The sequence below is a fragment of the Pedobacter sp. N36a genome (assembly GCF_014472395.1).
GTDB lineage: Bacteria > Bacteroidota > Bacteroidia > Sphingobacteriales > Sphingobacteriaceae > Pedobacter.
This window is the reverse complement of the sequence record NZ_JACSZW010000003.1, coordinates 332219-354900: the sequence shown is the minus strand read 5'-3', so window position 1 is coordinate 354900 and position 22682 is coordinate 332219. Positions and strand designations below refer to the sequence as shown.

The window sequence follows — 22682 nt, the reverse complement described above, 5'->3', positions numbered from 1 at the left end:
AGTGCCCCAAGAATATTAATGTTAAATTTGCAAAAGAATATAATTGAACGTACATAGAATGAAGAAATTTTTAGTGATTGCAAGCGGTTTAATCTGTTTGTTTTTAAACACACAGGCGCAAAAGAAAAATATTGATAAAGTTGTTGCTGTATTAGGGAATAATATCATTTTATTATCTGATTTGAACCAACAATATGCGCAATACCTGAATTCTGGAAACCCACCTGATGAAAAGGTAAAGTGTTATATCCTTCAGCAGATGCTTGCTCAAAAATTACTGAAGCAACAAGCGGAAATCGATTCAATAACCGTAGATGAGAACCAGGTAGACAATGAAGTGGAGAAAAGGATGCGTATGCAAATTCAACGCGCCGGTGGTGAAGAACGCTTAGAGCAATTCTTAAATCGTTCCATATTGCAATACAAAGATGAAATCAGACCGGATATCAAAGAGCAGTTAATTTCTGACAATATGCAGCAGCACATCACAAAAGATGTGAGCATCACTCCTCTTGAGGTTAAAAAATACTTTGATTCTTACAAAAAAGACAGCTTACCTGATATTCCTACAGAATTTGAGGTTGGAGAGATCGTGCTTCACCCAAAACTAACGAAAGCAGAGAAGCAAAAATTCTATGATAAAATCGATGCGTTAAGGTTAAGGGTTAAAAGTGGTGAAGACTTTGCCTTCCTTGCAAAATCATATTCTGAAGATCCAGGATCGGCACCTGATGGTGGTGATTTAGGCTTCTTTGACCGTACAAAAATGGTAAAAGAATTTACCGCATGGGCCTTCAAATTGAAAGCCGGTGAAGTTTCTCCAGTTTTTGAAACGGAACATGGTTTCCATATTTTACAAGTTATTGAGCGTCGAGGAGAGCAGGTTCAGGCCCGTCACATTTTGATTCGTCCGCAAACAACGCCAGCCAGTTTAGAACGTGTAAAACTGCAGGCAGACAGTATTTATAGCAACATCGTCAATAAAAAAATCACTTTCTCTACCGCTGCTTCTTTGTATTCAGACAATAAAGAATCACAGTACAATGGTGGAATGATGCTTTATGCGGATAATGTAACCGCAAGAACGACTTTTATTCCTGCTGATAAACTGGATCCTAAAGTATTCTTAGTGGTAGATACGATGACAGTAGGCGATCTCTCTAAACCAGTGCTATTCACGGGTCAGGATGGTAAAGAAGGTTACAAATTATTGTATCTGAAATCTAAAATTCCACCACACAAAGGAAACCTGGAACAAGATTATTCGAAGTTCAAAGAGAGAGCACAGCAGGCTAAAATTGACCGTACGCTAAGTGAGTGGTTTGAGAAAAGAAGAGAAAATACTTACATCAGAATTAATCCTGATTATGACCAGTGTGATGAGTTAAAAATCTGGGCTCAAACTTCTAAAAAATAAATCTATGCCGTTTGAAAATGAGATTAAAGCAGTAGACGCCTTACATCAGGTATACAAAGACATTAAGGCCGAAATTGGCAAAGTGGTTATTGGGCAGGATGAAGTGGTGAAATCGGTTTTAATCGCTATTTTCAGCAATGGACATTGTCTGTTGGTTGGTGTTCCCGGTCTGGCTAAAACCCTGCTGGTTCAAACCGTATCGAATGTGCTGGATCTTAATTTCAATAGGATCCAGTTCACTCCAGACTTAATGCCCAGCGACATTATTGGCGCTGAAATTCTTGGTGAAGACCGTAACTTTAAATTCATTCCCGGACCGATATTTTCAAATATCATTCTTGCAGATGAGATCAATAGAACGCCGCCGAAAACACAGGCCGCTCTATTAGAAGCCATGCAGGAAAAAGCAGTTACTGCAGCCGGACAAAGACATAGCTTACCGAATCCTTTCTTCGTATTGGCCACACAAAATCCAATTGAACAGGAAGGTACCTATCCACTTCCCGAAGCACAGTTGGATCGCTTTATGTTCCATGTGCATTTAGGTTATCCTACTTTTGAAGAAGAATTGACGATCGTAAAAAACACGACGAGCAATCAGGATGTTCAGCTGAAAAAGATCATCAGTGCCCAGCAGATTCAATATTTCCAAAAATTGGTTAGAAATATCCCTATCGCAGATAATGTGGTAGAATATGCTGTTAAACTGGCTAGTAAAACGCGTCCGCATACTGCACACGCTACTGAAGAGGTAAATAAATACATCAGCTGGGGCGCAGGTCCGAGAGCCTCTCAGTTTCTTGTATTTGGCGCTAAATGTCATGCGGCAATTTCTGGTAAGTATTCACCGGATATTGAGGATGTGCAAGCCGTGGCAGAAGCCATATTGAGGCATCGGATTGTCCGGAATTACCGTGCGGAAGCAGAAGGTCTTTCTATGGAGCAGATCATTAAAAACTTATTTTAAAGCTAAGCTCGCTAATTAATTTTACAGCCATCAGCTATATAAAAAGAAGGCCCTTGAAAAATTTTTCAAGGGCCTTCTTTTTATAGACTAATTTTGATCTAATCTTCTTTCAGCATTTCTGGTTTAAAGAGGTTTGGATAATCCGTTACCAGGCCGTCTACTCCCAGACCAATCAGGTACTTCATCTCTTTAGTGGAATTGATGGTCCAAGGAATAATTTTAATCCCAGCCTCATGGCAGCGATCCACTAAGCTCTTCCCCACCAATACTGAATATGGACTATAAACTGTGGGTTTAAATCCCAATTCTTCTATGTTGTTCTCAAAGTTTTCTTTTTCATCGATCAGCAATCCAGTCTTGATCTTAGGGTAATGCTCATGAAGATATTGAAGCGTACGTATATCAAATGATTGAATGGTCACTCTTTTCTCCAGTTTCTTTCTCTTCAGGATTTCCATAATCAGGTCTATAAACTCCGAAGGTTCCGGTTGAAACTCTCCGTCTCCTTTAGGGATCAGTTTTGTTTCAATACTGTAGTTCGGCTTAGCAAGCTTGTTCAATTTCACATAAGACTCTACCGAATCTATTGTTTCTTCCAGCAATGGTTTATAGGCTTTGAATTTCTGCTGACCAGGATAACGGTTGTGAATTTTACTCCCTACATCGAACTTTTTCACCTCCTCATAATTCATTTTGTAGATGTTGTATTTCTTTTGATCTTTTAAGCTAATGCCTTTCCCATCTGGCTTCAAACTGATTTCTGCATTAAAATAAGGCTCCTGAGAAAGCACCACCTGTTTATCTTTTGAAATCACCGCATTCATCACCAGCGTATTTACGCCGAGATCTAAGGCTTTAATCATTCCAGGGATGGTATTTTCAGGCATAATACCGCGAGCGCCTCTCTGGCCCTGTAAATCGAATTTCTGAGCCTGACTTTGACCGGCAATCAACATTGCCGCAAGGATTAGTATATTTTTCTTCATTAAATGTATTTATTCATTAATTATGGTTACTCTTCATCCATAACGTAGATAAAGTATGATCCTTATCTGGAGGAGTTAGAAAACAATATCGCGCTAAAAATAAAAGATTAAAAATCCAGTCATAAAAAAAGGGTTTTTAAACCAACCGTTAAAAACCCCTTTTCTATTATATTTTCATTTGATTAACGTTCAGCTGGTGTGAAAACCTGCATGATCAAATTCCAGTTGTGGTCAGCCTGACGCTCATAGATAAACACGTAATTGAAGCTTTCTCTTAAATCTGCTTTATAATCAATGGTGGCAATACCATAAGTATAAGCAAGGTCACCTCCTAAAGCTTTATCTGCTTTAGTCGTTTTAAGCGTCATGTTTTTCACCATACCATTGTAGAAAGCCATAGCTTTATCTTTTCCAACGATCGGCTCATATCCAGGGAATAATACTCTGGCATCAGGATTTAAGAACCCTGCAAATGCAGCTACACCATAAGACTTCAAAGTCGTATTCAACGTTTTCTCTGTCGTCACGATAATATCTGTTCCCGCAGCTCTTTGTTTATCGGTTGCAAACTTAGGTTTATAGTATTCTTTAGGCTCGATATAAGAAGTTTCCAACTTATTCAAGGGCTTGTTGTGCGTAGTACCTAGATCCAATGCCAATTCCCATTTACCATCTTTTGCTTTCCATACTGTCAGATACTGACCGTACGTTTTTTCTGCTCCATCGATCGTATAAGGGCCAGTGCTGAAACCCCAGTCGCCGCTCTTAGCTACCCTTGCATAAGTTGGCGCCCAGCTCACATTCTTGCTGTCTTCCTGTGTGGCGTAAAAAGTTTTCGCATTCACCGGATTCGGTCTGAATACCAGTGCATCATTTGCGGAGAAACTCAGGTAAGCACTTTTAGCGCCATGTTTTGCCAGGCTTTCTGCAAATTCTTTCTCTGCTTTAACAAGAGATTTAGTGGTTCCATCCGACTTCTGTGCATATGCAGCTACAGTCATCGAAAGGGCTACTACGGTATAAAGGAATTTATTGATCATGATTTGAATAGTTAGAATAATATTTTTGTTTGGTACGAATATAATTGTTCTGATATTTTTGATTTGCTAAATTAATTAACAATTCAACATCCTTAGGCTTTATTCCAGGTTGTTCCTTCTTTACTGTCTTTCAACTGGATACCCATACTTTGCAGGCCTAATCTGATTTTATCAGAAGTTGCATAGTCTTTGTTCTCTTTTGCCGTCTGACGTAAATCGATCACCATATCTAACACTGAATTTAATGCGATATTGGAAGTTTCCTCGTCTTTTAGTCCGAAAATATCATAAACAAAATCCTGCATCAACTGCTTTAACTTGTCCAGTTCTGCTGCAGAGATCTTTCCTTTTCCATCATACACTGTATTGATGATTCTGCTGGCTTCGAAGAGTTCTGCAATCACCACCGGGCTATTGAAATCATCATTCATTGCTTTTACACAATTGTCAATGATCGGATCAATTTCGAAATCGCTGCTTTCAGCGGGTGTCAATTTATCGAGTAAGCTTAACGCATTCATCAACCTTTTAAAGCCTTTTTCGGAAGCATCTAAAGCTTCATTTGAGAAGTCAAGCGTACTGCGGTAATGTGCCTGTAACATGAAAAATTTAACAGTCATCGGGCTGAATCCTTTTTCCAGTAAAGCATGGTCTCCGCTAAACAATTGCTCTGGTAAAAATCCGTTACCTGCGCTTTTCGACATCCTGGTTCCATTTACCGTCAGCATATTGGTATGCATCCAGTATTTTGCTGGTTGTTTATGACTGCAGGCTTCAGACTGTGCAATTTCATTGGTATGGTGCGTTGCTGCAAGGTCCATTCCACCGCCATGAATATCGAATTCTGCACCAAGATATTTGGCACTCATTGCAGAACATTCAATATGCCATCCTGGAAAACCTTCTCCCCATGGGGAAGCCCAGCGCATTAATGTTTCCGGCTTTGCCTTAATCCAAAGCGCAAAATCTAATCTGCCGCGTTTCTCATTCTGCCCTCCCAGTTCTCTGGTATTGGCCAGCATGTCTTCCAGATTTCTATTGGTAAGAATGGTATAGTTATAAGTTTCACTGTATTTTTCTACATCAAAATAGATGGTTCCATTGGATTCATATGCATAACCATTGTTCATGATCTCTTTGATCATTTCGATCTGCTCGATAATGTGTCCGGTAGCGGTAGGCTCGATACTTGGCGGCAAGGTATTGAACATTCTCAATACATCATGGAAGCCCAAAGTATATTTCTGTACAATTTCCATTGGCTCTAATTGCTCGAGTTTCGCTCTTTTCGCAAATTTATCATCACCTTCATCCCGATCGCCTTCCAAATGGCCGGCATCGGTAATGTTGCGTACATAGCGTACTTTATAGCCACTGTATTTCAAATATCTGAAGATCAAATCAAAAGAGATGAACGTACGACAATTGCCCAGGTGAACATCACTGTAAACAGTAGGTCCGCACACATACATACCTACATGAGGTGCGTTTAGCGGTTCAAAAAGTTCTTTTTTACGCGTTAGGGTATTGTAGAGCTGTAAGCCTGTATTCATCTTGCAAAGGTAAAAATTTTAGGGTGTTAATATCAAATCACTGCGAACAGGAAAATGGTCTGACAATTTAGCGGGAATCACGAGATGATTCAACACTTTAATGTCTTTTGTAGTGGCAATATAATCAATTTGGAAGTTAGGAAACTTACCATTATAGGTTCTTCCCAAGCCGGTACCTTCTTGCTGAAAAGTATTGTGTAAAGATTTTGTCAACTGCGTAACGGCATAAGAAGCTGGGGTATCATTAAAATCACCAGCGATCAGGAAAGACGTCGGGCAGGTGGACATGTGGGCCTTCATGATATCTACCTGCTCACTTCTCTTTAGAAAAGCATTCCTAAGTAATACCAGGATCCTTTTGGAAGGTTTAATTTCCGCATTCATCTTTTTCGCCACCTTATCAATATAGCTGTAATCCTGCTTATCAAATGAGATAGATTGTAAATGAATGTTGTACACCCTTAGTTTCTTTTGATTCACTTCTATGTCTATGAAAATACTGGCATTGCCGCCGAAATTGGGTCCGAAAGCGATCGTTCCGGTATCCTTGATCGGGTAACGGGAAAAGATGGCCAGTCCTGTTGCCTCGTAATCATTCTTACTGGAAGGCACGAAAAAAAAGTGTTTGGTTTTTAGTATTCTTTTGAGACTGTCAGTAATGTCAAAGGATCCCTTTTTACGGGTAAAATATTCTTGAAAACAAATGACATCGGGGTTTTCTTTTTCGATCAGCTCCAGCATCTGCTGTTTTACAGATTCTACATTCTCCAGTCCATAGGGCTTAAAACTATGCACATTATAGGTCATCATCCTTAAAGAACTAGGGTTGTATTTTGGTCCTTTACCATCCTCGCCAAAAATGCCTATGGTGGCGGTTAAAGCTTGCCACCCTATCAGGATCAGGGCCACTGTACCTGCTGCAAATGCCCAGCGCCTGCGAAGGACCCACCAGATCACCATAAAAATATTCAGAAAGAGAATAAAAGGATAGGCAAGGCCGAAAAAAGCAATCAATTGATACTTCCTCGGATCAAATCTCCCGGCAAGAAAGCCCAGTAGGAGTGCCAGCGCTAATGTAAGTGCCAGTACACGAGCCAGTTTATCAAAAAATGTGGGTTTCGATCTCTTCATTAATGTTTGCTCGCCTTAAACAGGGTTTCCTTTTCGTCTTTACTTAATTTATCATATCCTGATTTAGAGATCTTATCTAAAATAGCATCTATTTCATGTTGATTTACGGAACTTGCAGTTGATTTTGGGGCAGATTTTGGAGGTTCATTTCTCACCACTCTCAGCTTAGGTTTTCTTTTAAAAAGCTGACTCCAATCTCTTCCTTTGTGCAGCACCTTAATGTAGGCAAAGCCAAACAAGGCACCTCCGATATGGGTAAAACTGCCTCCAGCATTTGCTGAAGCCAAACCAATTAGTTCCATTGCAATATAGGCCATGGCCAGATATTTCAATTTCACATCGCCCAGCAATAACATTCTGATGCTATAGTCAGGCACCAATGTTGCCGTAGCCACAATCACGGCCATTACTGCCGCAGATGAACCAATTACTGTTGCTTCCGCCACTGATCCGGCAAAAACAGGAAAAACGTTATAGGCCAGTGTATACATTGCTGCACCTGCAATCCCTCCACCGAGGTAGACAAAATGAAACTGCCTTGGTTTTAAGAAATCCAGAAAGATTTTACCCATCCAGTATAACCAGAGCATATTGAACAGCAGGTGTAAAAAGCCATCATGAAAAAACTGATAGGTAATCACTGTATAAAAGCGAAATGGCAGCTTTGCAATCGAAGCTGGATAGCCCATATATTCCCTGATAAAGGCAGGGAAATTAACAGTGCCTATGCCAGATAAAAAGAAAGGAATACCCAGAAATGCCACCACCAAAAAGAGCAGCACATTGATGCCAATATAAAAGTAGACAGGGTTTCCGGATTGGAATACCCTATATTTTAGATCGTCAATAAAAGACTTATTCATAGTATTTATAAAATCTATTGTTATCCTTGTCTTTCCACAATTTAACCAGTATAAAGCCTAATAATGCACCACCTAAGTGTGCATAATGTGCAATAGAGTCGCCGGGAACACGTGCTACTCCTAAAGATAATTCCATTAAAATATAAACAGGAATAATATATTTTGCTTTTACCGGGATCGGGATGAACATGATGTACATTTCCGTATTCGGATATAACATTCCAAAAGCCACTAATAATCCAAAAATAGCACCTGAAGCACCCACCATTGGGAAACCATAAATTCCGATCAAGGTATCTCTGGCTTCTGCGGAAATACCGGGAACACCAACCTGCGCCATTCCTCTGGTTAAATCTACCATTACCGGATTATGCAGGATAGATCCTGTAATTTGATAGACTTCATAGGCCTGCACGCCCATTTGAAGGGCTACCGCCCCCAATCCGGTGATCAGGTAAAAGTTTATAAAGCGTTTCGCTCCCCACCTGCTTTCAATGACGCCGCCGAACATAAACAGGGCGAACATATTGAAGAAGATGTGCATAAGGTCACCATGCATAAACATGTAGGAGATCGGCTGCCAGATTCTAAAAAACTGCGAGTCGAAGTAAAAAGCGCCCAACAAATAATCCAGGTCGACTCCTGCATTTTTCATCACGTACTTTGCAGCAAAAAACAGCGCATTAATAATGAGCAGGTTTTTGACTACTGGTGGGATATGGATATTATTCATCGTTGCTATTTATCAAATTTTTTATCGAGTTCAGTCAGCCCGATAGTTTGAATTACCGGCTTTCCACTAATACTAAAGTTAGGTGTTTGACAGGCAAAAAGCTGTTCAATCAATGTATTCATTTCTTGCTGTCCTAAAACTGCCCCGCTTTTGATGGCGCTGTTTCTTGCCATACTTCTGGCCAGCGCATCTCTTTTACTCAGTTTAAGTTCCTGCTGAGAATTTTTAAATCCCTCAATCAGGTGTTCAAATAACTGCGTTTCATTGCCGTTGTTATTGCCAAGATCTACTGGAATTCCTTCTATGATCAGGGTATTTTTACCGAATTCTCGTACCTCAAAACCGAGGCTTTTGATGTCTTCCAATAAGCTCTTTGCCAATTCAAAATCGTTCGGACTTAAAGTTACCGTTTGTGGAAACAAGCTCTGCTGAGAAGCGCCTTTTCGATCATCCAGGTGTCTGCTGAAACGTTCATAAAGAATCCTTTCATGCGCAGCCTGCTGATCAATCAGCATCAACCCAGATTTAATCTGCGAGATGATGTACCTGTTGTGCAGCTGCATCAGCTGTTTCTGCAGGGGTACCAAAGAATCATCTGATAATTGTCCGGGTAATTCAATAGCCGCCTGCTGCGCTGTATCGCTATGGTTGGCCACTTCATATAAAGCGCCCCAGCCTTTGGTGTTTGGTACAATCGCTGCGCTGGCATCCTTGCTTCCTGCCCCATTTCCGCCTCCAGACCTCCTGAAACTAGGAAAAGTAACGGTGGTTTCTGGCGCCCTGCTTGGTTTATCCGCAGCAAAAGGGTTAAAGTCCGGGTTGAAACTAATGCTTGGCGGTACAATTTCTTCCGGTGCTTTATGCGTAATCATTCCGCTAAATCCAGTTTCCTGATCAAAATCAATCGTTGGACTGATGTTAAACCTGCCAATAGAGCGTTTAACTGCAGAATGCAGGATCGCATAAATAGATTTCTCGTCCAGGTATTTGATCTCCGTTTTTGTAGGGTGTACATTCACATCAATCTTTGCAGGATCAATTTCGATGAACAGCACATACATCGGAAAATGGTCATCAGGTAGTAAATCTTCATACGATTTACTCACTGCATGATTCAGGTAGGCATCTTTGATGTACCTGTTATTGACAAAAAAGAACTGCTCTCCCCTGGTTTTCTTTGCGAACTCAGGTTTTCCAATAAAACCCTTGATATTGATGATGCTGGTTTCCTCTTCTACCGGGATCAGGCGCTGGTTATAATTATTTCCAAACAGGTGAACAATTCTTTGTTTCATACCTGAGGCAGGTAAACGGTGAATTTCCACTCCATCATGGTGTAAGCTGAAAGCTATTGCTGGATTTGCCAGAGAAATGCGTTGAAATTCTTCCAGCACATGACGCATTTCTGCGGAAGTACTTTTCAGAAAGTTTCTTCTTGCTGGCGTATTGTAAAAGAGATTTTTCACCGAGATACTGGTTCCTACAGGAGTAGCTACCGGCTCCTGATTGGTGACTTCAGAACCTTCAATTTCTACCAAGGTACCCAGCTCATCATCATGACGGCGGGTTTTCATCTCTATCTGTGAAATTGCGGCAATAGAGGCCATCGCTTCACCTCTGAAACCCATGGTACGAATGGCGAATAGATCTTCTGCTTTTCTGACTTTCGAGGTGGCATGACGTTCAAAGCACATGCGTGCATCTGTGACGCTCATTCCACAGCCATTGTCTATCACCTGAATCAATGCCTTACCGGCATCTTTTAAAATCAACTGTATCTTGTTTGCACCGGCATCTATCGCATTCTCCAAAAGCTCTTTTACGGCTGATGCCGGGCGTTGCACTACCTCTCCGGCCGCGATTTGATTGGCAACACTATCCGGTAAAAGTTGTATTATATCTGACATTTATTTCTCTCTGGTAAAGGTTGCTAATTTAGGGAAAATAAGCCTCAATACTCTGTTTTCATTTGTTAATAATTTGTCTTTTAATGCCTATTTCCATTTTATTTGTTCCTTTTTCTATCTTTATCGACAGGAAAGAAAGCTATTGGCCCGACTATTGGAAGCCTCCGATTCGTCAGCTGTAAATACATCATCAGCGGATCTGATCGCCACTTAATTTTACAGCAGTACCAGCAGCAAGGAAACTACCTTCTTAAAACACACCTAAATGAATAAAAAATACAGCAAAAAAAGTAACCTTGCCGGGATCATCATCACCAGCTTCATGGCCTTGTTTACCTTCAGCGCCTGTGCGCAAAGCCACCAGCAGAACCAGCAAAAAGTAGCCGTTATCAACACAATCAGCAGCAATACCGTTCTCTTGAATAACCAAACAAATCTACTCCCTTTAACCGCATTAGATCAGAAAAACATTGCTGCAGTGAGCCTGGATTTTACCTTTAAAACTTCATTTGACAGCCTGCTAAACAAGTACGCGAAAGTCGGCAGTTTTTCTTCTGATGCTTACCTGACTTCTACTACGCTGGACGACCTGGAAGATGACCTTAAATATTTTAACCTCGTGATTGTAGCCTTACCGGTCTCGGCGATAAACAACCCAAGAAATACCAGTTTTATCAATAACATCTCGAAAAGCAAAAAGATCGTTATCGCACTATTTGGAGAAACCGGCAGCCTATTGGCATTTGACGGGATTACGGCGCCTATTGTATGGAGCAATCAATACAATGAAGAAGCCGCGGTCACTGTTCCCCAAATGATTTTTGGCGGCATTCCGTTTACTAAAAAACTAACGGCCAGCTACTCGCAGAAATATGTTGTCGGACAAGGTGCCAGTACTATCCAAACTCGATTAAAATATACGCTTCCGGAAGATGCAGGTATCAATGCCGACGACCTGAAAGAAATTGACAATATCGCTTATGAAGCCATCCGCGAGAAAGCCGCCCCAGGAATTGTGGTCCTGGTGGCGAAAGATGGAAAAGTAATTTTCAATAAAGCATATGGCAATCATACCTATGTAAACGGATTACCAGATAAAGTAAACGACATTTTTGACCTGGCATCGCTCACCAAAACTACTGCAACGACGCCAACTGTGATGCGTTTATTTGAAGAACATAAATTAAATCTTGACACAAACATTGGTGCCTACATCCCTAAAGCAAGGTTATCGCCCATGAACCCGATTAAAGTCAGGGAAGTAATGCTGCACCAGGCAGGCTTTATCCCTTTCATCCCTTTCCACGATTTTGTTAAACCAGGAGATTACAGCAGAGACTCCAGCGCTGCTTTCCCGACCAAGGTGGCCGACAATTACTACATCAAGAAAGGTTTTTTCAAAGAGGTGATGTGGCCAAAAATGCTAAATTCTCCAATCAGAACGCGCGGTAAATATGTTTACAGTGACATCAGCATGTACGTGATGAAAGAAATCTGTGAGCGCCTGAGTGGCATGCCATTGGATACCTATGTATGGGAGAATTTCTACAAGCCCCTGGGCATGCAAACGGCGGGCTTCCTACCAAGAAACCGCTTTTCAAGAGATCAAATTGTACCTACCGAGCAGGATAATTATTTTAGAAAAACATTACTGGAAGGTTTCGTCCATGATCAGGGTGCCGCACTAGCAGGCGGAGTTTCCGGTCACGCGGGATTATTCTCCAGTGCAAATGACCTGGCCATCATTTACCAGATGTTATTGAATAAAGGCAGTTATGGCGGAAACCAGTATTTCCAGCCGCAAACAGTAGATATGTTCACAAAAAAACAATCAGATGTGAGCAGAAGAGGATTAGGTTTCGACAGGTGGGATCCTGATTTGACCAAAAAATATCCTTCGCAACTGGCCTCTCCCCTTACTTATGGCCATACCGGCTATACCGGAACTGCAGTCTGGGTAGACCCCGCAAAAGGACTCGTTTACGTATTCCTGTCTAACCGGGTAAACCCCGCAGTATCAGAGAAATTAGGGAGCTTAAAGATCAGACCTAGAATCCAGGACGCCATTTATAAAGCCATAGAAAAAGGTAGTAATTAGGTTCAGTTTTTCGTAAATTAGAGTACCAAATAAAACTTAATTCTAATGAAATGAAAAAGTTAACATTATCTGTTGTGGCTTTGCTGATGCTAGCCATAACCTGTCGGGTTCAAGCTCAGGATAATGCCATGATGAAAGCATGGCAAACATACATGACACCCGGCGATGTGCACAAAATGCTTGCAAAAGACGATGGGAAATGGGATGGAGATGTCACCATGTGGATGGCGCCGGGTGCTGCGCCCGAGAAAAGTAAAACCAGCAGTACAAACACAATGATCATGGGGGGCCGTTATCAAAAATCTATTCATGAAGGAAACATGATGGGAATGCCTTTTGAAGGAATGAGCCTATTGGGCTACGACAATTCAAAAAAGGTTTTCATTTCCACCTGGATAGACAACATGGGCACAGGTGTCATGACCATGGAAGGCACCTGGGATGATGCCACAAAAACTATTAATTTTAGAGGAAAGTGTGTAGATCCGATGACCGGAAAAGACATGGATGTCCGTGAAGTTTTCAAATTTGTTGACAATGACCATCAGGTGATGGAAATGTACGCCAACACGGATGGAAAAGAAATGAAAACAATGGAAATCCAGTTCAGCAGAAGAAAGTAATCCCCATTCACCTTAAAAAATCAATCCATATTGATCAAAACAAGGCGGCCGCATCATTTTGTGATGCGGCCGCTCTGTTTAATACTGCTTTAGAAAAGCATTACATTTTCTTCAACCCAATTTCACGTAAACGCTCATCAAGATATTCACCTGCGGTCATATCTGCATATACTTTAGGATGGGCATCATCCACAGTAGATGGTAGACTTGTCAGATCCATATTTGCACGTGGGTGCAAAAAGAAAGGAACAGAGAAACGAGATGTTTTCATCAGTTCAAGTGGTGGATTTACTACTCTATGCGTGGTAGAACGTAATTTGTTATTCGTTAAACGCTGCAGCATATCTCCTACATTCACTACGATATCTGTATGACCAGCTTTAATTGGTAACCATTCATTGCTGCGGGTCAATACTTCTAAACCGTCCGCGCTAGCACCGATCAATAAAGTGATCAGGTTGATGTCTTCATGTGCCCCCGCACGTACAGCATCTGCAGCTAATGCTTCTGGGTTTTCAATTGGGAAATAATGAATACCTCTCAGGATTGAATTACCATTGTGCACATGTTTATCGAAATAATCGATTGGCAGTTCCAGGTAAGTCGCAATGGCGCGCAGTAAATGTTTACCATTGTTTTCTAAACGCTGATAAATTTCACGGGTTACCGCATTAAATTCAGGAAGTTCTTCCAGCACTTCATTAGCCGGGTATTCCGCTTTGATCGGATCGCCATCTGTTACTTCCTGACCAATTTGCCAGAATTCTTTCAGATCTGCCGTTTTAGCACCTTTAGCAGTTTCTTTACCTGGGCTGGTGTAACCACGCTGACCGGCAAGTTCTGCTCTTTCATATTTTTTCTTTTGCTCTGGCGTCAAGGCAAAAACACCTTGAATGTTGGCGTATAGCTTATCAATCAATTCTTGGTCTACACCATGATTAGTGATGGTTACAAAACCAGAATCGTTAAAAGCTCTGCCCAATTCATCAGAGAATTTTTTACGCTGCGCATCATCTCCATTGATGTATGAGCCCAGGTCTAAACTAGGAATATAAGGTGTTGACATATCGATATTTTTATAGGTATTAACATCGCAAATTTAGCAAAGTATTGTTAATAAATGTTAAATATCAACACAATTGAAAATTAATCAACTGAAAATAAATACTTTAAGTTATACACATTTACAGATAGGCTGCTGCAAATTATCAGTTGATTGTAATACTAGGCATAGATACCGTTTTAAGAAAACTATAAACGCTACACTTACGTATTATATTTTGAATGGTTTTCAATTAGCCCTTACTATCATGAAGTATTTATCAATTATGATCCTAATTTTATTATCCGCTGGCAGTGCAGATGCACAGTCAAAAAAATTACAGAAAGCGACCTTTGGCATGGGGTGTTTTTGGTGTTCTGAAGCGCTCTTTCAACGCCTGGAAGGAGTCACGGCGGTCAGATCGGGTTTTGAGGGCGGATCAGTTCCAAACCCAAGTTATGAAGATGTATGTACCGGAACAACCGGTCATGCTGAGGTGATTGAGGTCAGCTATGACCCTTCGAAAATTAAATATGATGACTTACTCGAAGTATTCTGGAAAAGTCATGACCCAACTACACTGAACCGTCAGGGTGCAGATGTAGGTACGCAATACCGTTCCGTGGTGTTCTACCATAATGACGAACAAAAACAAATTGCCGAAAAGTATAAAAAGGAACTCAATGCAACCAATGCTTATGGGAAACCGGTAGTGACTGCCATAGATAAAGCAGGTCCGTTTTATGTGGCAGAAGCTTACCACCAGGATTATTTCAACAAGAATGGAAATCAGCCCTACTGCAGGTTGGTCATCCTTCCTAAATTGGAGAAACTGGAAAAAGTTTTCAAAGCGAAACTGAAGAAAAATTAAAACGCAGAATAGAGAATAAACAAACAGCAAATGCCTGATATTGAAAATGCCGGGGTGGATATAAAACACCTTGGCTTTTTTTTTCAAACATATTCCTTATGAAATCGTTTAATTGGCAGTACCTCTTTAGGTAACACTAAAAAAAGCTACCCATGAAAATGAAAATCTTAACACTCGCCAGCATTTCCCTATTTTTTATGGCCTGCAACAGCGATCAAAAAACGGCCAGCAATGCAGATAGCACAAAGAAATCAGCAGACACCGTCATCAACGATTCCCACAATGCAAAAAATTCACTGGATTGGGCCGGCACTTACAAAGGTGTCACTCCTTGTGCGGATTGCGAAGGCATTCAAACAGAACTCACTTTAAGCTCAGATATGAGCTATACCCTGAAAACTAACTACATGGGTAAAGACACTCATTTCCCGGAAGACCGTGGTACTTTTGCCTGGGATACGAGTGGATCAAAAGTAGAACTGATCGGCTTAAAGGATGGACCAAGTAAATACTTTGTGGGGGAAAATATGTTGAAACAATTGGACATGGAAGGTAAAGAAATCAGTGGTCCTCTTGCCGATAAATACGTGCTTAAAAAAGAAATGAATTAAACCCGGGTATCATTTTATCCATCGCAATAGTATGCGTCCTCAATAGGAGGCATTAGCAACAAAAAAAAGAGGGAATATCATGATTTATGATACTCCCTCTTTTTATATATAACTGAACCAGTTGTTCAGTCTGATTCATTAAGGGAATTTAACTCCTCTATATCTTGTCACATCGACAATTGGAATAGAAGAACCATATTTTGAATTAATCGATCGGATAAATTCATTGGCTACTAAGGCATAACCCATTGGGGTTAGGTGAATCCCGTCCAAAGAGAATAGATTTCCGGTGATGTAAGCCGCACTAATTGGTACGCCATTCACCACTTTGCCTGAACCATATTCTCTTAGCAATGCAAAAGCATCCACAATGGCTAAGCCTTTATTCGTGGCCACGGCTTTAATTGTTGCATTATAAGAAGCCACATAATCTGAAACTATCCCAGCTTCATCTTCATCCAATACCCACTGACTTTCCACTGGATTGGAAGGAAATAAACCATAAGGAACGGCTCCTGTACCAATAAGATTTGCTGACGCCAATGGCAATACAAAAAAGTCTTTTGCAGTAGCTGCTCTGGTTGCATTCTTGCCTGTTTTGATATAGATCGTATTTATGGTTGGTGCGGTAACATGAACCGCAGCCAATAGAGAATTCAAAGTAACCGTATTAAAAAATGGTGTTTTCAAAATATCAGGGATGGTGGCCACCACACCTTTTGCATTATTCGCGGTCATTTTATTTGCGGCATCCGCATACAAACTGGCAAATGTATTTTTATCCGTAGGCTGGTCTGCAGGATTTGCCCCCCCAGAAGTCGCATACCCCAGGATATCATTGTTACCCAACCACATGCTAAAGAAGGTAAATGGTTTTGAAGTGACGAAGTTCAGGTATGTAGTAGTTGTGTTGTTAGGAAAGTCTGTTGGGAGCATCCTTTCATAGAAATTGTTCAGATTACCGTATTGAGGGATATTGATGTGCACCAGCTTGATTCCCGGAACACCATAATTGTTAATTTCTCCAACATACTTAGTCAACAATACTGTAGGTGTAGTGGTACGTACCGCAGTATGTGCGTTCTGATCACCAATAATTGGCAGACCTGCTGGGGTAAAACCTTTCAGGATCTTGTATCCAGAACCATCTGCTTGAGATTCATTAAAGAAAGGGGTATAAAAAGCACCACCACCAACTGTTTTCATTTGGGTGGCGATCATTTCAGGAAAAGAGTTTTTCTGTCCTTCCAAGTATAGCCCATTATCGGCATAACCGGAAGTCAGGGAATTACCTATAGCGATATATCTGGAAAAATCAGCGCTTCCTTTAGATGGAGTAATCGTACTTAGTTCGGGTTTGCAGGAGGCCATTCCAAGAATAGCGACCGCAATCATACTTCTAAAAATATATTTTGAGTTCATTGTGATTTGTCTGAAGGAGTGGATTACCATTTATAAGAGAAAGAAATACCTGGAATATAGGCCAGTGTTTTAAACTCACCGCTCAACTGGGTTTCAATATTCGTTTCATTTCTTTTCTCTACGTTTTCATACAGGAAAGAAAAGTCAATATTGAATCGCTCCGTTGCCTTAAACCCTACACCTGCACTCAGCAAAAGACGGTTGGCATCCGGCACCTCCGGCGTCACATAACCTTTTCCTACTGGGGTAAAAGCATAGCCGATACCAGCGCGTAAAGCCAATCTATTGGTGGTTTGATTTTGAATACCAAAACGTAATGCCGCAGCATCATGGTAATTTCTTGGAGAAGGAGGCGACACAAAATTATTGTTATAATCAAAAGCCAGCTCTTTATATTTACTCCAGTGTACCCAGTTTACATCCAGGGCAAGAGTCGTTTTATCCGAAGGATGGAAACCTAAACCCAGCGTTGTTGTGGCAGGTAAAGGAAGTTCTGCACCAAATTTAGTAGGCACACGGTCTCTGATCGCATCAGGCACGTCAAAAATCGCATCCCCATCTTTAACCGTTGCGGTCACCTGCGAACGGTGAGTTACCCCGATAGAGACTCCAGATACAGTTTCCACATAAATACCTGCATTCCATCCAAAATCTTTAGCATCTCCTTTTAGTTTTGCAGAAGCTTGTCGGCCATCATTTAAGGTATAAGGCAAGGCCTTTCTCAGGTCAACTTTTCCTAATGAATAAACCAGACCACCACCGATACCAATGTGATCAGTAATCTTTAAACTTAAGGTTGGCTGGATATAGATGGCTTGTAAGTCTAGTGAGGTCACCGAATATCTGCCTGTCCAATCTTCCTTCCAATGCATGGCACCACCAAAAGGCGTATAAATTCCCAGACCAAAGCGAAGCCTGTTCTCCGGAGATCCGAATACGGCATAACCCATAATCGGAGTCGCAATCTTATCTTTATTGTATTCTGTGACATTGGAACCGTTCTCACGGAAGGCTGTTTTCAGGTACAATGGAGAGATTCCAGCCTGTACTCCATTTTTTTTCAGAAAGGATACGGCACCTGGGTTGAAAAATACGGCGGCTTCATCTAAGGCCAGCCCTGTCCCCGCCCCGCCCATGGCAGTTTGTTTTTGTCCTTGCAGATTGACCTGAAAAGACTGGGAATAGCCCAGAACGGGCAAGGCCAGCAAGCAACTAAGTAAAATCTTTTTCATATATGGTTAGAATTAAATTGGTACTTATTAAACAAAAATAGTCAGATAGAGTTTTATCAAAATAGCTATGCTTGCATAATAATTAACGAGTTTAGTTAATTAACTAAAATAAACCAAATGTTATTTTACAACTTTCAGGAATAACGAGGTGTAACCTGCATAGAAACGAGTATCATCTAAAAGTAAAAAGCCAGAAAGATGAAGTCAGACTATAGTAACATACGTACATTTGCTAACAGTGTTATTTATTTGGTTGCTATATAACTAATACCCAAGAAAAAAAACATTTACGATAAAAAAATATATTATGAGCTTAATTGAAGCATTAAACTGGCGTTATGCCACTAAGAAAATGAATGGCGAAAAAGTTTCGCAAGACAAAGTTGATCAAATTATTGCAGCTGCACATCTTGCCCCTACTTCTTCTGGTTTACAACCATTCAAAGTAATTGTGGTAACTAACCAAGAATTAAAAGAAAAAATCAAAGCGTTAGCTTTTGGTCAAGAGCAGATCACAGATTCTTCTCACCTGTTGATTTTTGCAGCATGGGATAACTATACTGAAGAGAACATCAGACATATATTTACTCAAGGTAATATAGAGCGTGGCTTACCAGAAGATGCAAATGCAGACTATCTGAATAGACTGATTGGAATGTACACTGCAAAAACTCCTGAAGAGAATTTCCACCACGCTGCAAAACAAGCTTACATTGGCTTTGGTGTAGCTTTGGCAGAAGCAGCTTTATTAAAAGTTGATGCGACTCCAATGGAAGGTTTTGACCCGGCTCAATTAGACGAGTTGTTAGGATTAAGAGAAAGAGGATTACGTAGCACAACTTTGTTACCTCTTGGATATAGATCAGAAACTGGCGACTGGTTGGTGAACCTTAAAAAGGTACGTACCCCAATGTCTGATTTCCTGATTGAATTTAAATAAGGAAGGTTATTCACATCTAAAAGATGTGAAATCTACCTAAAAGACGCCTCTGTAAGCTTTAATAGCAGACAGAGGCATTTTTTTTATACTTAAAATTGTAGCTTAATCCACAAAACCAGATCTTATCCACACCACAATGTGAATAAACTAATGTGAGTAACTCACTAATCAGCACAAAAACAAGTCTTTAAATCCTTCCAAAACTCACATTTTTATCCATAATCCCTAGCAATAAAAAAAATCAAATGTGTATATCCTTTAAATATCAACCAGTTTTTTGAGTTTTTCCACAACAATGGCCCGCAAACACCCAGCTTATCCACATAAATATGTGGATAAGCCCATAACAACTTGTTAATTTAGCCTTAATCAGCTCTTTACTCAAAAAAACAATCCACATTTACAAAAAAGAACCTCCCTTCCCTCCGTCTTTTTTAAATGTAAAAATATGTTAAACATCACTCAGCATAAGGCTATTCCCTCCATAAATGAATATATTAGCCATATTAACCGTTTTTAACTATTTTGATGAAACTGATAAACTTCGTTATTGCCTTTCTTTTGCTATCCTCCACTTTGCACTTTTCTGCAAATGCACAACAGGACAGTGTTGTTTTAAACAACATCATTAGCAAAACCAAAAAACTTTCCGACGAGCAGCCTATAGAAAAAGTCTACTTACATTTCGACAAGCCCTATTATAGTGTTGCGGATACGATCTGGTTTAAAGCTTACCTGACGATGGAACAAAATATTCCATCGCAGCTCAGTAAAATTGTATATGTGGACGTCATCAATGAAAGAGATTCATTAGTAGAAACCTTAAAACTGCCTACCACAAACAGTGTGGCTACTGGAAACATTCCATTAACCCCTGGAAATTATAAACAAGGCAACTATTTCATTAGGGCCTATACGGTATGGATGCTGAATTTCAGCGATCAGTATTTTTTCAAAAAAACCATTCCAATTGGTGAAGCGATAGAAAAGCAATTGATCACCCACTTCAATTATACCAGCATCCAAACTGATAAAAGCCAAAGCATCAACGCAATTATTCAATTTAAGAATGCGGATAAAGTCGTGCAGTCTAATAAAGTAGTGAACTGGAGAGTCATTTCCAATTACGAGACAGTAAGTAAAGGAAAAGGGACAACAGATCAGAACGGGATTTTGAAAATTAAAATAGAACCCCGTAAAAATGAGATCATCACCAATGGAGAGCTGATCACAGATCTCAGCCTGACAGAAAAAGAAATCCTGACTTCCTCTTTCCCTTTAAGACCAGTCAAATCAGACAATGACCTTCAATTTTTCCCGGAAGGTGGAGAACTGGTCAATGGACTAGCCGTAAGGATGAGTTTCAAATCGCTAAATGCAAAGGGACTCGCTGCACCATTGACCGGGAACATTACCGATAATGCAGGAAATAATTTAGCTTCTTTCAGCTCTAATGCTTTAGGAATGGGCGCTTTCTACCTGAACTCAGAAGCGGGAAAAACATATAAAGCGAACGTGACTTTTAAAGACGGTAGTACGAAATCTTTTGATCTACCAAAGGCCAATCCAGCAGGAATCATTACCCAGATCACCAATACTGATCCGGTTAATTTTAACCTAAAGATCCTTGCCAATGACCCATATTTTGAGCAAAACAAAGGAAAGACCTTTTTTATTATAGGTACGCAAGGTGGAATTATCTATTATGCAGCAAAAACACGCCTAGCTACACAAGTGAACTCAGCAAAGATTCCTAAAGAAAAATTTCCAGCTGGAATCGTACAGGTGACTTTGATTGCTGAAAATGGAGAGCCCCTAAATGAGCGTTTGGCATTCAATTATCCTACACAGGAAAATCTGAGCCTTAAAACAGATTTACCAACCTATAAACCACGACAAAAAGTAAAATTAAGTGTGATCCCTAAAAACGCGACACAGCCTTTAGAAGGCACTTACTCTGTATCCGTTACTGACGAAACGAAAGTCCCAGTAGATGAAGATTCAGAAACTACGATATTAAGCTCCCTTTTATTAACCTCAGATCTACAGGGCTATGTAGAAAAACCTAATTATTATTTCACTAAACCGGATGAAAAAAAGCTGGCAGATTTAGACCTGCTCCTGTTAACGCAGGGCTTCCGCCGTTTTGCCATGAAAGAACTGCTGACGGGGAAACCTACACCAATCACTTTATTACCAGAGCAAGATATGCGCATTACCGGTACCTTAAGAGATCGTACAGGAATGCCAGTAAGAAAAGGTGCACTACGTTTAACCGTCCCTGGGACCAGTATTTCTGCAGAAGCGATCACTAGCCCTTCCGGTATTTTTGCTTTTGGCAACCTGGTTATTCCAGATTCTTCAGAAGTACTGATCAATGCAAAGTATAGCACTAATGGTTCTAATCTGATGATTTTATTGGATGGTTCTATATTACCTGATGTAGGAAAAAACATCAGTCATGTTGGATCGGCAGACAATATCGACAGTACGTTATCTGCTTACCTGAACAATAGCAAGAAACAATATAACTTCTTACGTACCTTAAAAGAGGTAAAAATTGAAGGTGCTAAAGTAAAAAGACCGAGTCATGCAGACCATCCTAGTCTTTCAGGATTAAGTTCAATAAATGCCACTGTAATTGATGGAGACCGATTAAAGGACTGTAATTCCCTCGCTCTATGCTTACAGACGATGGCTATGGGATTAACCTATTTCGAGAACAATTTCTACGTGACCCGTGATTACCAATCTGGCAGCAGGGTTCCAGTACAGATATTTATCAATGGAATGGCACTAGATTATATGGCGCTATTGGGTGTAAATCCGAAAGAAGTAGAATCGGTAGAAGTCTTCACTAAAGATGATCTGGGTACGATCAACAGGATGTACAACACTAACGGTGTACTGGTCGTAAACACGAAAAAAGTAGTGAAAAGCACGATGAGCCTTGCAGATTTAAAGAAAATTCTTCCTAAGGAAAACATGCTTAAATTTAATCCGAAAGGTTTCAGCAAACAGCGTGAATTTTATATGCCTAAATATATCAATCCTGCAAACACCTATAACTTCAATGACTTGAGAACCACTATTTATTGGAACCCTAAAGTGAACTTTAACGGTTCTGCACCATTGGTATTAGACTATTGGAATGCCGATGGCAGAGGAACTTATAAAGCAGTAATTGAAGGGGTAGACAAATTCGGTAATATAAGCCGCTTTGTCTACCGCTACTCCGTAAAATAA

Annotated in this window: 18 protein-coding genes; 8 read left to right on the top strand and 10 right to left on the bottom strand. The window is 40.4% G+C overall.

Annotation, left to right across the window (positions count from 1 at the left end):
* Positions 1–58: 58 nt before the first annotated feature.
* On the top strand, positions 59–1417 hold the full coding sequence (locus H9X96_RS07940) for a peptidylprolyl isomerase (protein ID WP_187665783.1): 1359 nt from the start codon (positions 59–61) through the stop codon (positions 1415–1417).
* A gap of 4 nt (positions 1418–1421) precedes the next feature.
* On the top strand, positions 1422–2384 hold the full coding sequence (locus tag H9X96_RS07935) for a MoxR family ATPase (protein WP_187665782.1): 963 nt from the start codon (positions 1422–1424) through the stop codon (positions 2382–2384).
* A gap of 98 nt (positions 2385–2482) precedes the next feature.
* Here the strand turns inward: H9X96_RS07935 and H9X96_RS07930 are convergent, their stop codons facing one another.
* From H9X96_RS07930 to mutL, 7 genes are all read right to left on the bottom strand, one after another.
* The gene (locus H9X96_RS07930; protein WP_187665781.1) at positions 2483–3370 is read right to left on the bottom strand and encodes a glycerophosphodiester phosphodiesterase family protein; all 888 of its coding nucleotides are present in this window, start codon (positions 3368–3370) and stop codon (positions 2483–2485) included.
* A gap of 182 nt (positions 3371–3552) precedes the next feature.
* Positions 3553–4410, bottom strand: coding sequence for a nuclear transport factor 2 family protein (locus H9X96_RS07925; protein WP_187665780.1), 858 nt, complete (start codon positions 4408–4410; stop codon positions 3553–3555).
* 92 nt (positions 4411–4502) lie between these two features.
* The gene (gene cysS / locus H9X96_RS07920) at positions 4503–5963 is read right to left on the bottom strand and encodes a cysteine--tRNA ligase (protein WP_187665779.1); all 1461 of its coding nucleotides are present in this window, start codon (positions 5961–5963) and stop codon (positions 4503–4505) included.
* An 18-nt stretch (positions 5964–5981) separates the two neighbouring features.
* The gene (locus tag H9X96_RS07915; RefSeq protein WP_187665778.1) at positions 5982–7094 is read right to left on the bottom strand and encodes an endonuclease/exonuclease/phosphatase family protein; all 1113 of its coding nucleotides are present in this window, start codon (positions 7092–7094) and stop codon (positions 5982–5984) included.
* Complete coding sequence (locus H9X96_RS07910; RefSeq protein ID WP_187665777.1) at positions 7094–7957, bottom strand: rhomboid family intramembrane serine protease; 864 nt, start codon at positions 7955–7957, stop codon at positions 7094–7096. Before H9X96_RS07910 ends, H9X96_RS07915 begins: the two co-directional genes overlap by 1 nt.
* Positions 7950–8690 carry a rhomboid family intramembrane serine protease gene (locus tag H9X96_RS07905; protein ID WP_187665776.1) on the bottom strand — a complete coding sequence of 247 codons (741 nt, stop codon included), beginning with the start codon at positions 8688–8690 and terminating at the stop codon, positions 7950–7952. The genes H9X96_RS07910 and H9X96_RS07905 overlap by 8 nt, the downstream gene beginning before the upstream one ends.
* A 5-nt stretch (positions 8691–8695) precedes the next feature.
* Positions 8696–10597 carry a DNA mismatch repair endonuclease MutL gene (mutL, locus tag H9X96_RS07900; protein ID WP_187665775.1) on the bottom strand — a complete coding sequence of 634 codons (1902 nt, stop codon included), beginning with the start codon at positions 10595–10597 and terminating at the stop codon, positions 8696–8698.
* A 265-nt stretch (positions 10598–10862) separates the two neighbouring features.
* Between mutL and H9X96_RS07895 the strand changes: the two genes are divergently transcribed.
* On the top strand, positions 10863–12695 hold the full coding sequence (locus tag H9X96_RS07895; RefSeq protein WP_187665774.1) for a serine hydrolase: 1833 nt from the start codon (positions 10863–10865) through the stop codon (positions 12693–12695).
* A 50-nt stretch (positions 12696–12745) separates the two neighbouring features.
* A complete protein-coding gene (locus H9X96_RS07890; RefSeq protein WP_187665773.1) occupies positions 12746–13318 on the top strand; it encodes a DUF1579 domain-containing protein in 573 nt (190 codons plus the stop codon).
* Positions 13319–13418: 100 nt separating this feature from the next.
* On the opposite strand, the gene H9X96_RS07885 is transcribed toward H9X96_RS07890, so the two are convergent.
* Positions 13419–14384 carry an isopenicillin N synthase family oxygenase gene (locus H9X96_RS07885; protein WP_187665772.1) on the bottom strand — a complete coding sequence of 322 codons (966 nt, stop codon included), beginning with the start codon at positions 14382–14384 and terminating at the stop codon, positions 13419–13421.
* A gap of 262 nt (positions 14385–14646) precedes the next feature.
* Between H9X96_RS07885 and msrA the strand changes: the two genes are divergently transcribed.
* Together msrA and H9X96_RS07875 are read left to right on the top strand one after the other, a co-directional pair.
* Positions 14647–15231, top strand: a complete 585-nt coding sequence (gene msrA, locus H9X96_RS07880; RefSeq protein ID WP_255431045.1) for a peptide-methionine (S)-S-oxide reductase MsrA — start codon at positions 14647–14649, stop codon at positions 15229–15231.
* Between the two features lie 152 nt (positions 15232–15383).
* Positions 15384–15842, top strand: coding sequence for a copper resistance protein NlpE (locus tag H9X96_RS07875; RefSeq protein ID WP_187665770.1), 459 nt, complete (start codon positions 15384–15386; stop codon positions 15840–15842).
* A gap of 138 nt (positions 15843–15980) precedes the next feature.
* On the opposite strand, the gene H9X96_RS07870 is transcribed toward H9X96_RS07875, so the two are convergent.
* The gene (locus H9X96_RS07870) at positions 15981–17264 is read right to left on the bottom strand and encodes an SGNH/GDSL hydrolase family protein (RefSeq protein ID WP_187665769.1); all 1284 of its coding nucleotides are present in this window, start codon (positions 17262–17264) and stop codon (positions 15981–15983) included.
* A gap of 23 nt (positions 17265–17287) precedes the next feature.
* Positions 17288–18496 (bottom strand): OmpP1/FadL family transporter, encoded by a 1209-nt coding sequence (locus tag H9X96_RS07865; protein WP_187665768.1) that lies wholly within the window; start codon positions 18494–18496, stop codon positions 17288–17290.
* A 307-nt stretch (positions 18497–18803) separates the two neighbouring features.
* Here H9X96_RS07865 and H9X96_RS07860 point away from each other — a divergent pair, with 307 nt between their 5' ends.
* A complete protein-coding gene (locus H9X96_RS07860; RefSeq protein WP_187665767.1) occupies positions 18804–19436 on the top strand; it encodes an NAD(P)H-dependent oxidoreductase in 633 nt (210 codons plus the stop codon).
* Positions 19437–19964: 528 nt separating this feature from the next.
* Entirely contained in the window at positions 19965–22682 is a 2718-nt protein-coding gene (locus H9X96_RS07855; RefSeq protein ID WP_187665766.1) for a carboxypeptidase-like regulatory domain-containing protein, read from the top strand.

What these genes read in the sequence shown, in the direction of transcription:
- H9X96_RS07940 (WP_187665783.1), top strand. Translation starts at nt 59, where the DNA reads ATGAAGAAATTTTTAGTGATTGCAAGCGGTTTAATCTGTTTGTTTTTA.
- H9X96_RS07935 (WP_187665782.1), top strand. Translation starts at nt 1,422, where the DNA reads ATGCCGTTTGAAAATGAGATTAAAGCAGTAGACGCCTTACATCAGGTA.
- H9X96_RS07930 (WP_187665781.1), bottom strand. Translation starts at nt 3,370, where the DNA reads ATGAAGAAAAATATACTAATCCTTGCGGCAATGTTGATTGCCGGTCAA.
- H9X96_RS07925 (WP_187665780.1), bottom strand. Translation starts at nt 4,410, where the DNA reads ATGATCAATAAATTCCTTTATACCGTAGTAGCCCTTTCGATGACTGTA.
- cysS (WP_187665779.1), bottom strand. Translation starts at nt 5,963, where the DNA reads ATGAATACAGGCTTACAGCTCTACAATACCCTAACGCGTAAAAAAGAA.
- H9X96_RS07915 (WP_187665778.1), bottom strand. Translation starts at nt 7,094, where the DNA reads ATGAAGAGATCGAAACCCACATTTTTTGATAAACTGGCTCGTGTACTG.
- H9X96_RS07910 (WP_187665777.1), bottom strand. Translation starts at nt 7,957, where the DNA reads ATGAATAAGTCTTTTATTGACGATCTAAAATATAGGGTATTCCAATCC.
- H9X96_RS07905 (WP_187665776.1), bottom strand. Translation starts at nt 8,690, where the DNA reads ATGAATAATATCCATATCCCACCAGTAGTCAAAAACCTGCTCATTATT.
- mutL (WP_187665775.1), bottom strand. Translation starts at nt 10,597, where the DNA reads ATGTCAGATATAATACAACTTTTACCGGATAGTGTTGCCAATCAAATC.
- H9X96_RS07895 (WP_187665774.1), top strand. Translation starts at nt 10,863, where the DNA reads ATGAATAAAAAATACAGCAAAAAAAGTAACCTTGCCGGGATCATCATC.
- H9X96_RS07890 (WP_187665773.1), top strand. Translation starts at nt 12,746, where the DNA reads ATGAAAAAGTTAACATTATCTGTTGTGGCTTTGCTGATGCTAGCCATA.
- H9X96_RS07885 (WP_187665772.1), bottom strand. Translation starts at nt 14,384, where the DNA reads ATGTCAACACCTTATATTCCTAGTTTAGACCTGGGCTCATACATCAAT.
- msrA (WP_255431045.1), top strand. Translation starts at nt 14,647, where the DNA reads ATGATCCTAATTTTATTATCCGCTGGCAGTGCAGATGCACAGTCAAAA.
- H9X96_RS07875 (WP_187665770.1), top strand. Translation starts at nt 15,384, where the DNA reads ATGAAAATGAAAATCTTAACACTCGCCAGCATTTCCCTATTTTTTATG.
- H9X96_RS07870 (WP_187665769.1), bottom strand. Translation starts at nt 17,264, where the DNA reads ATGAACTCAAAATATATTTTTAGAAGTATGATTGCGGTCGCTATTCTT.
- H9X96_RS07865 (WP_187665768.1), bottom strand. Translation starts at nt 18,496, where the DNA reads ATGAAAAAGATTTTACTTAGTTGCTTGCTGGCCTTGCCCGTTCTGGGC.
- H9X96_RS07860 (WP_187665767.1), top strand. Translation starts at nt 18,804, where the DNA reads ATGAGCTTAATTGAAGCATTAAACTGGCGTTATGCCACTAAGAAAATG.
- H9X96_RS07855 (WP_187665766.1), top strand. Translation starts at nt 19,965, where the DNA reads ATGAAACTGATAAACTTCGTTATTGCCTTTCTTTTGCTATCCTCCACT.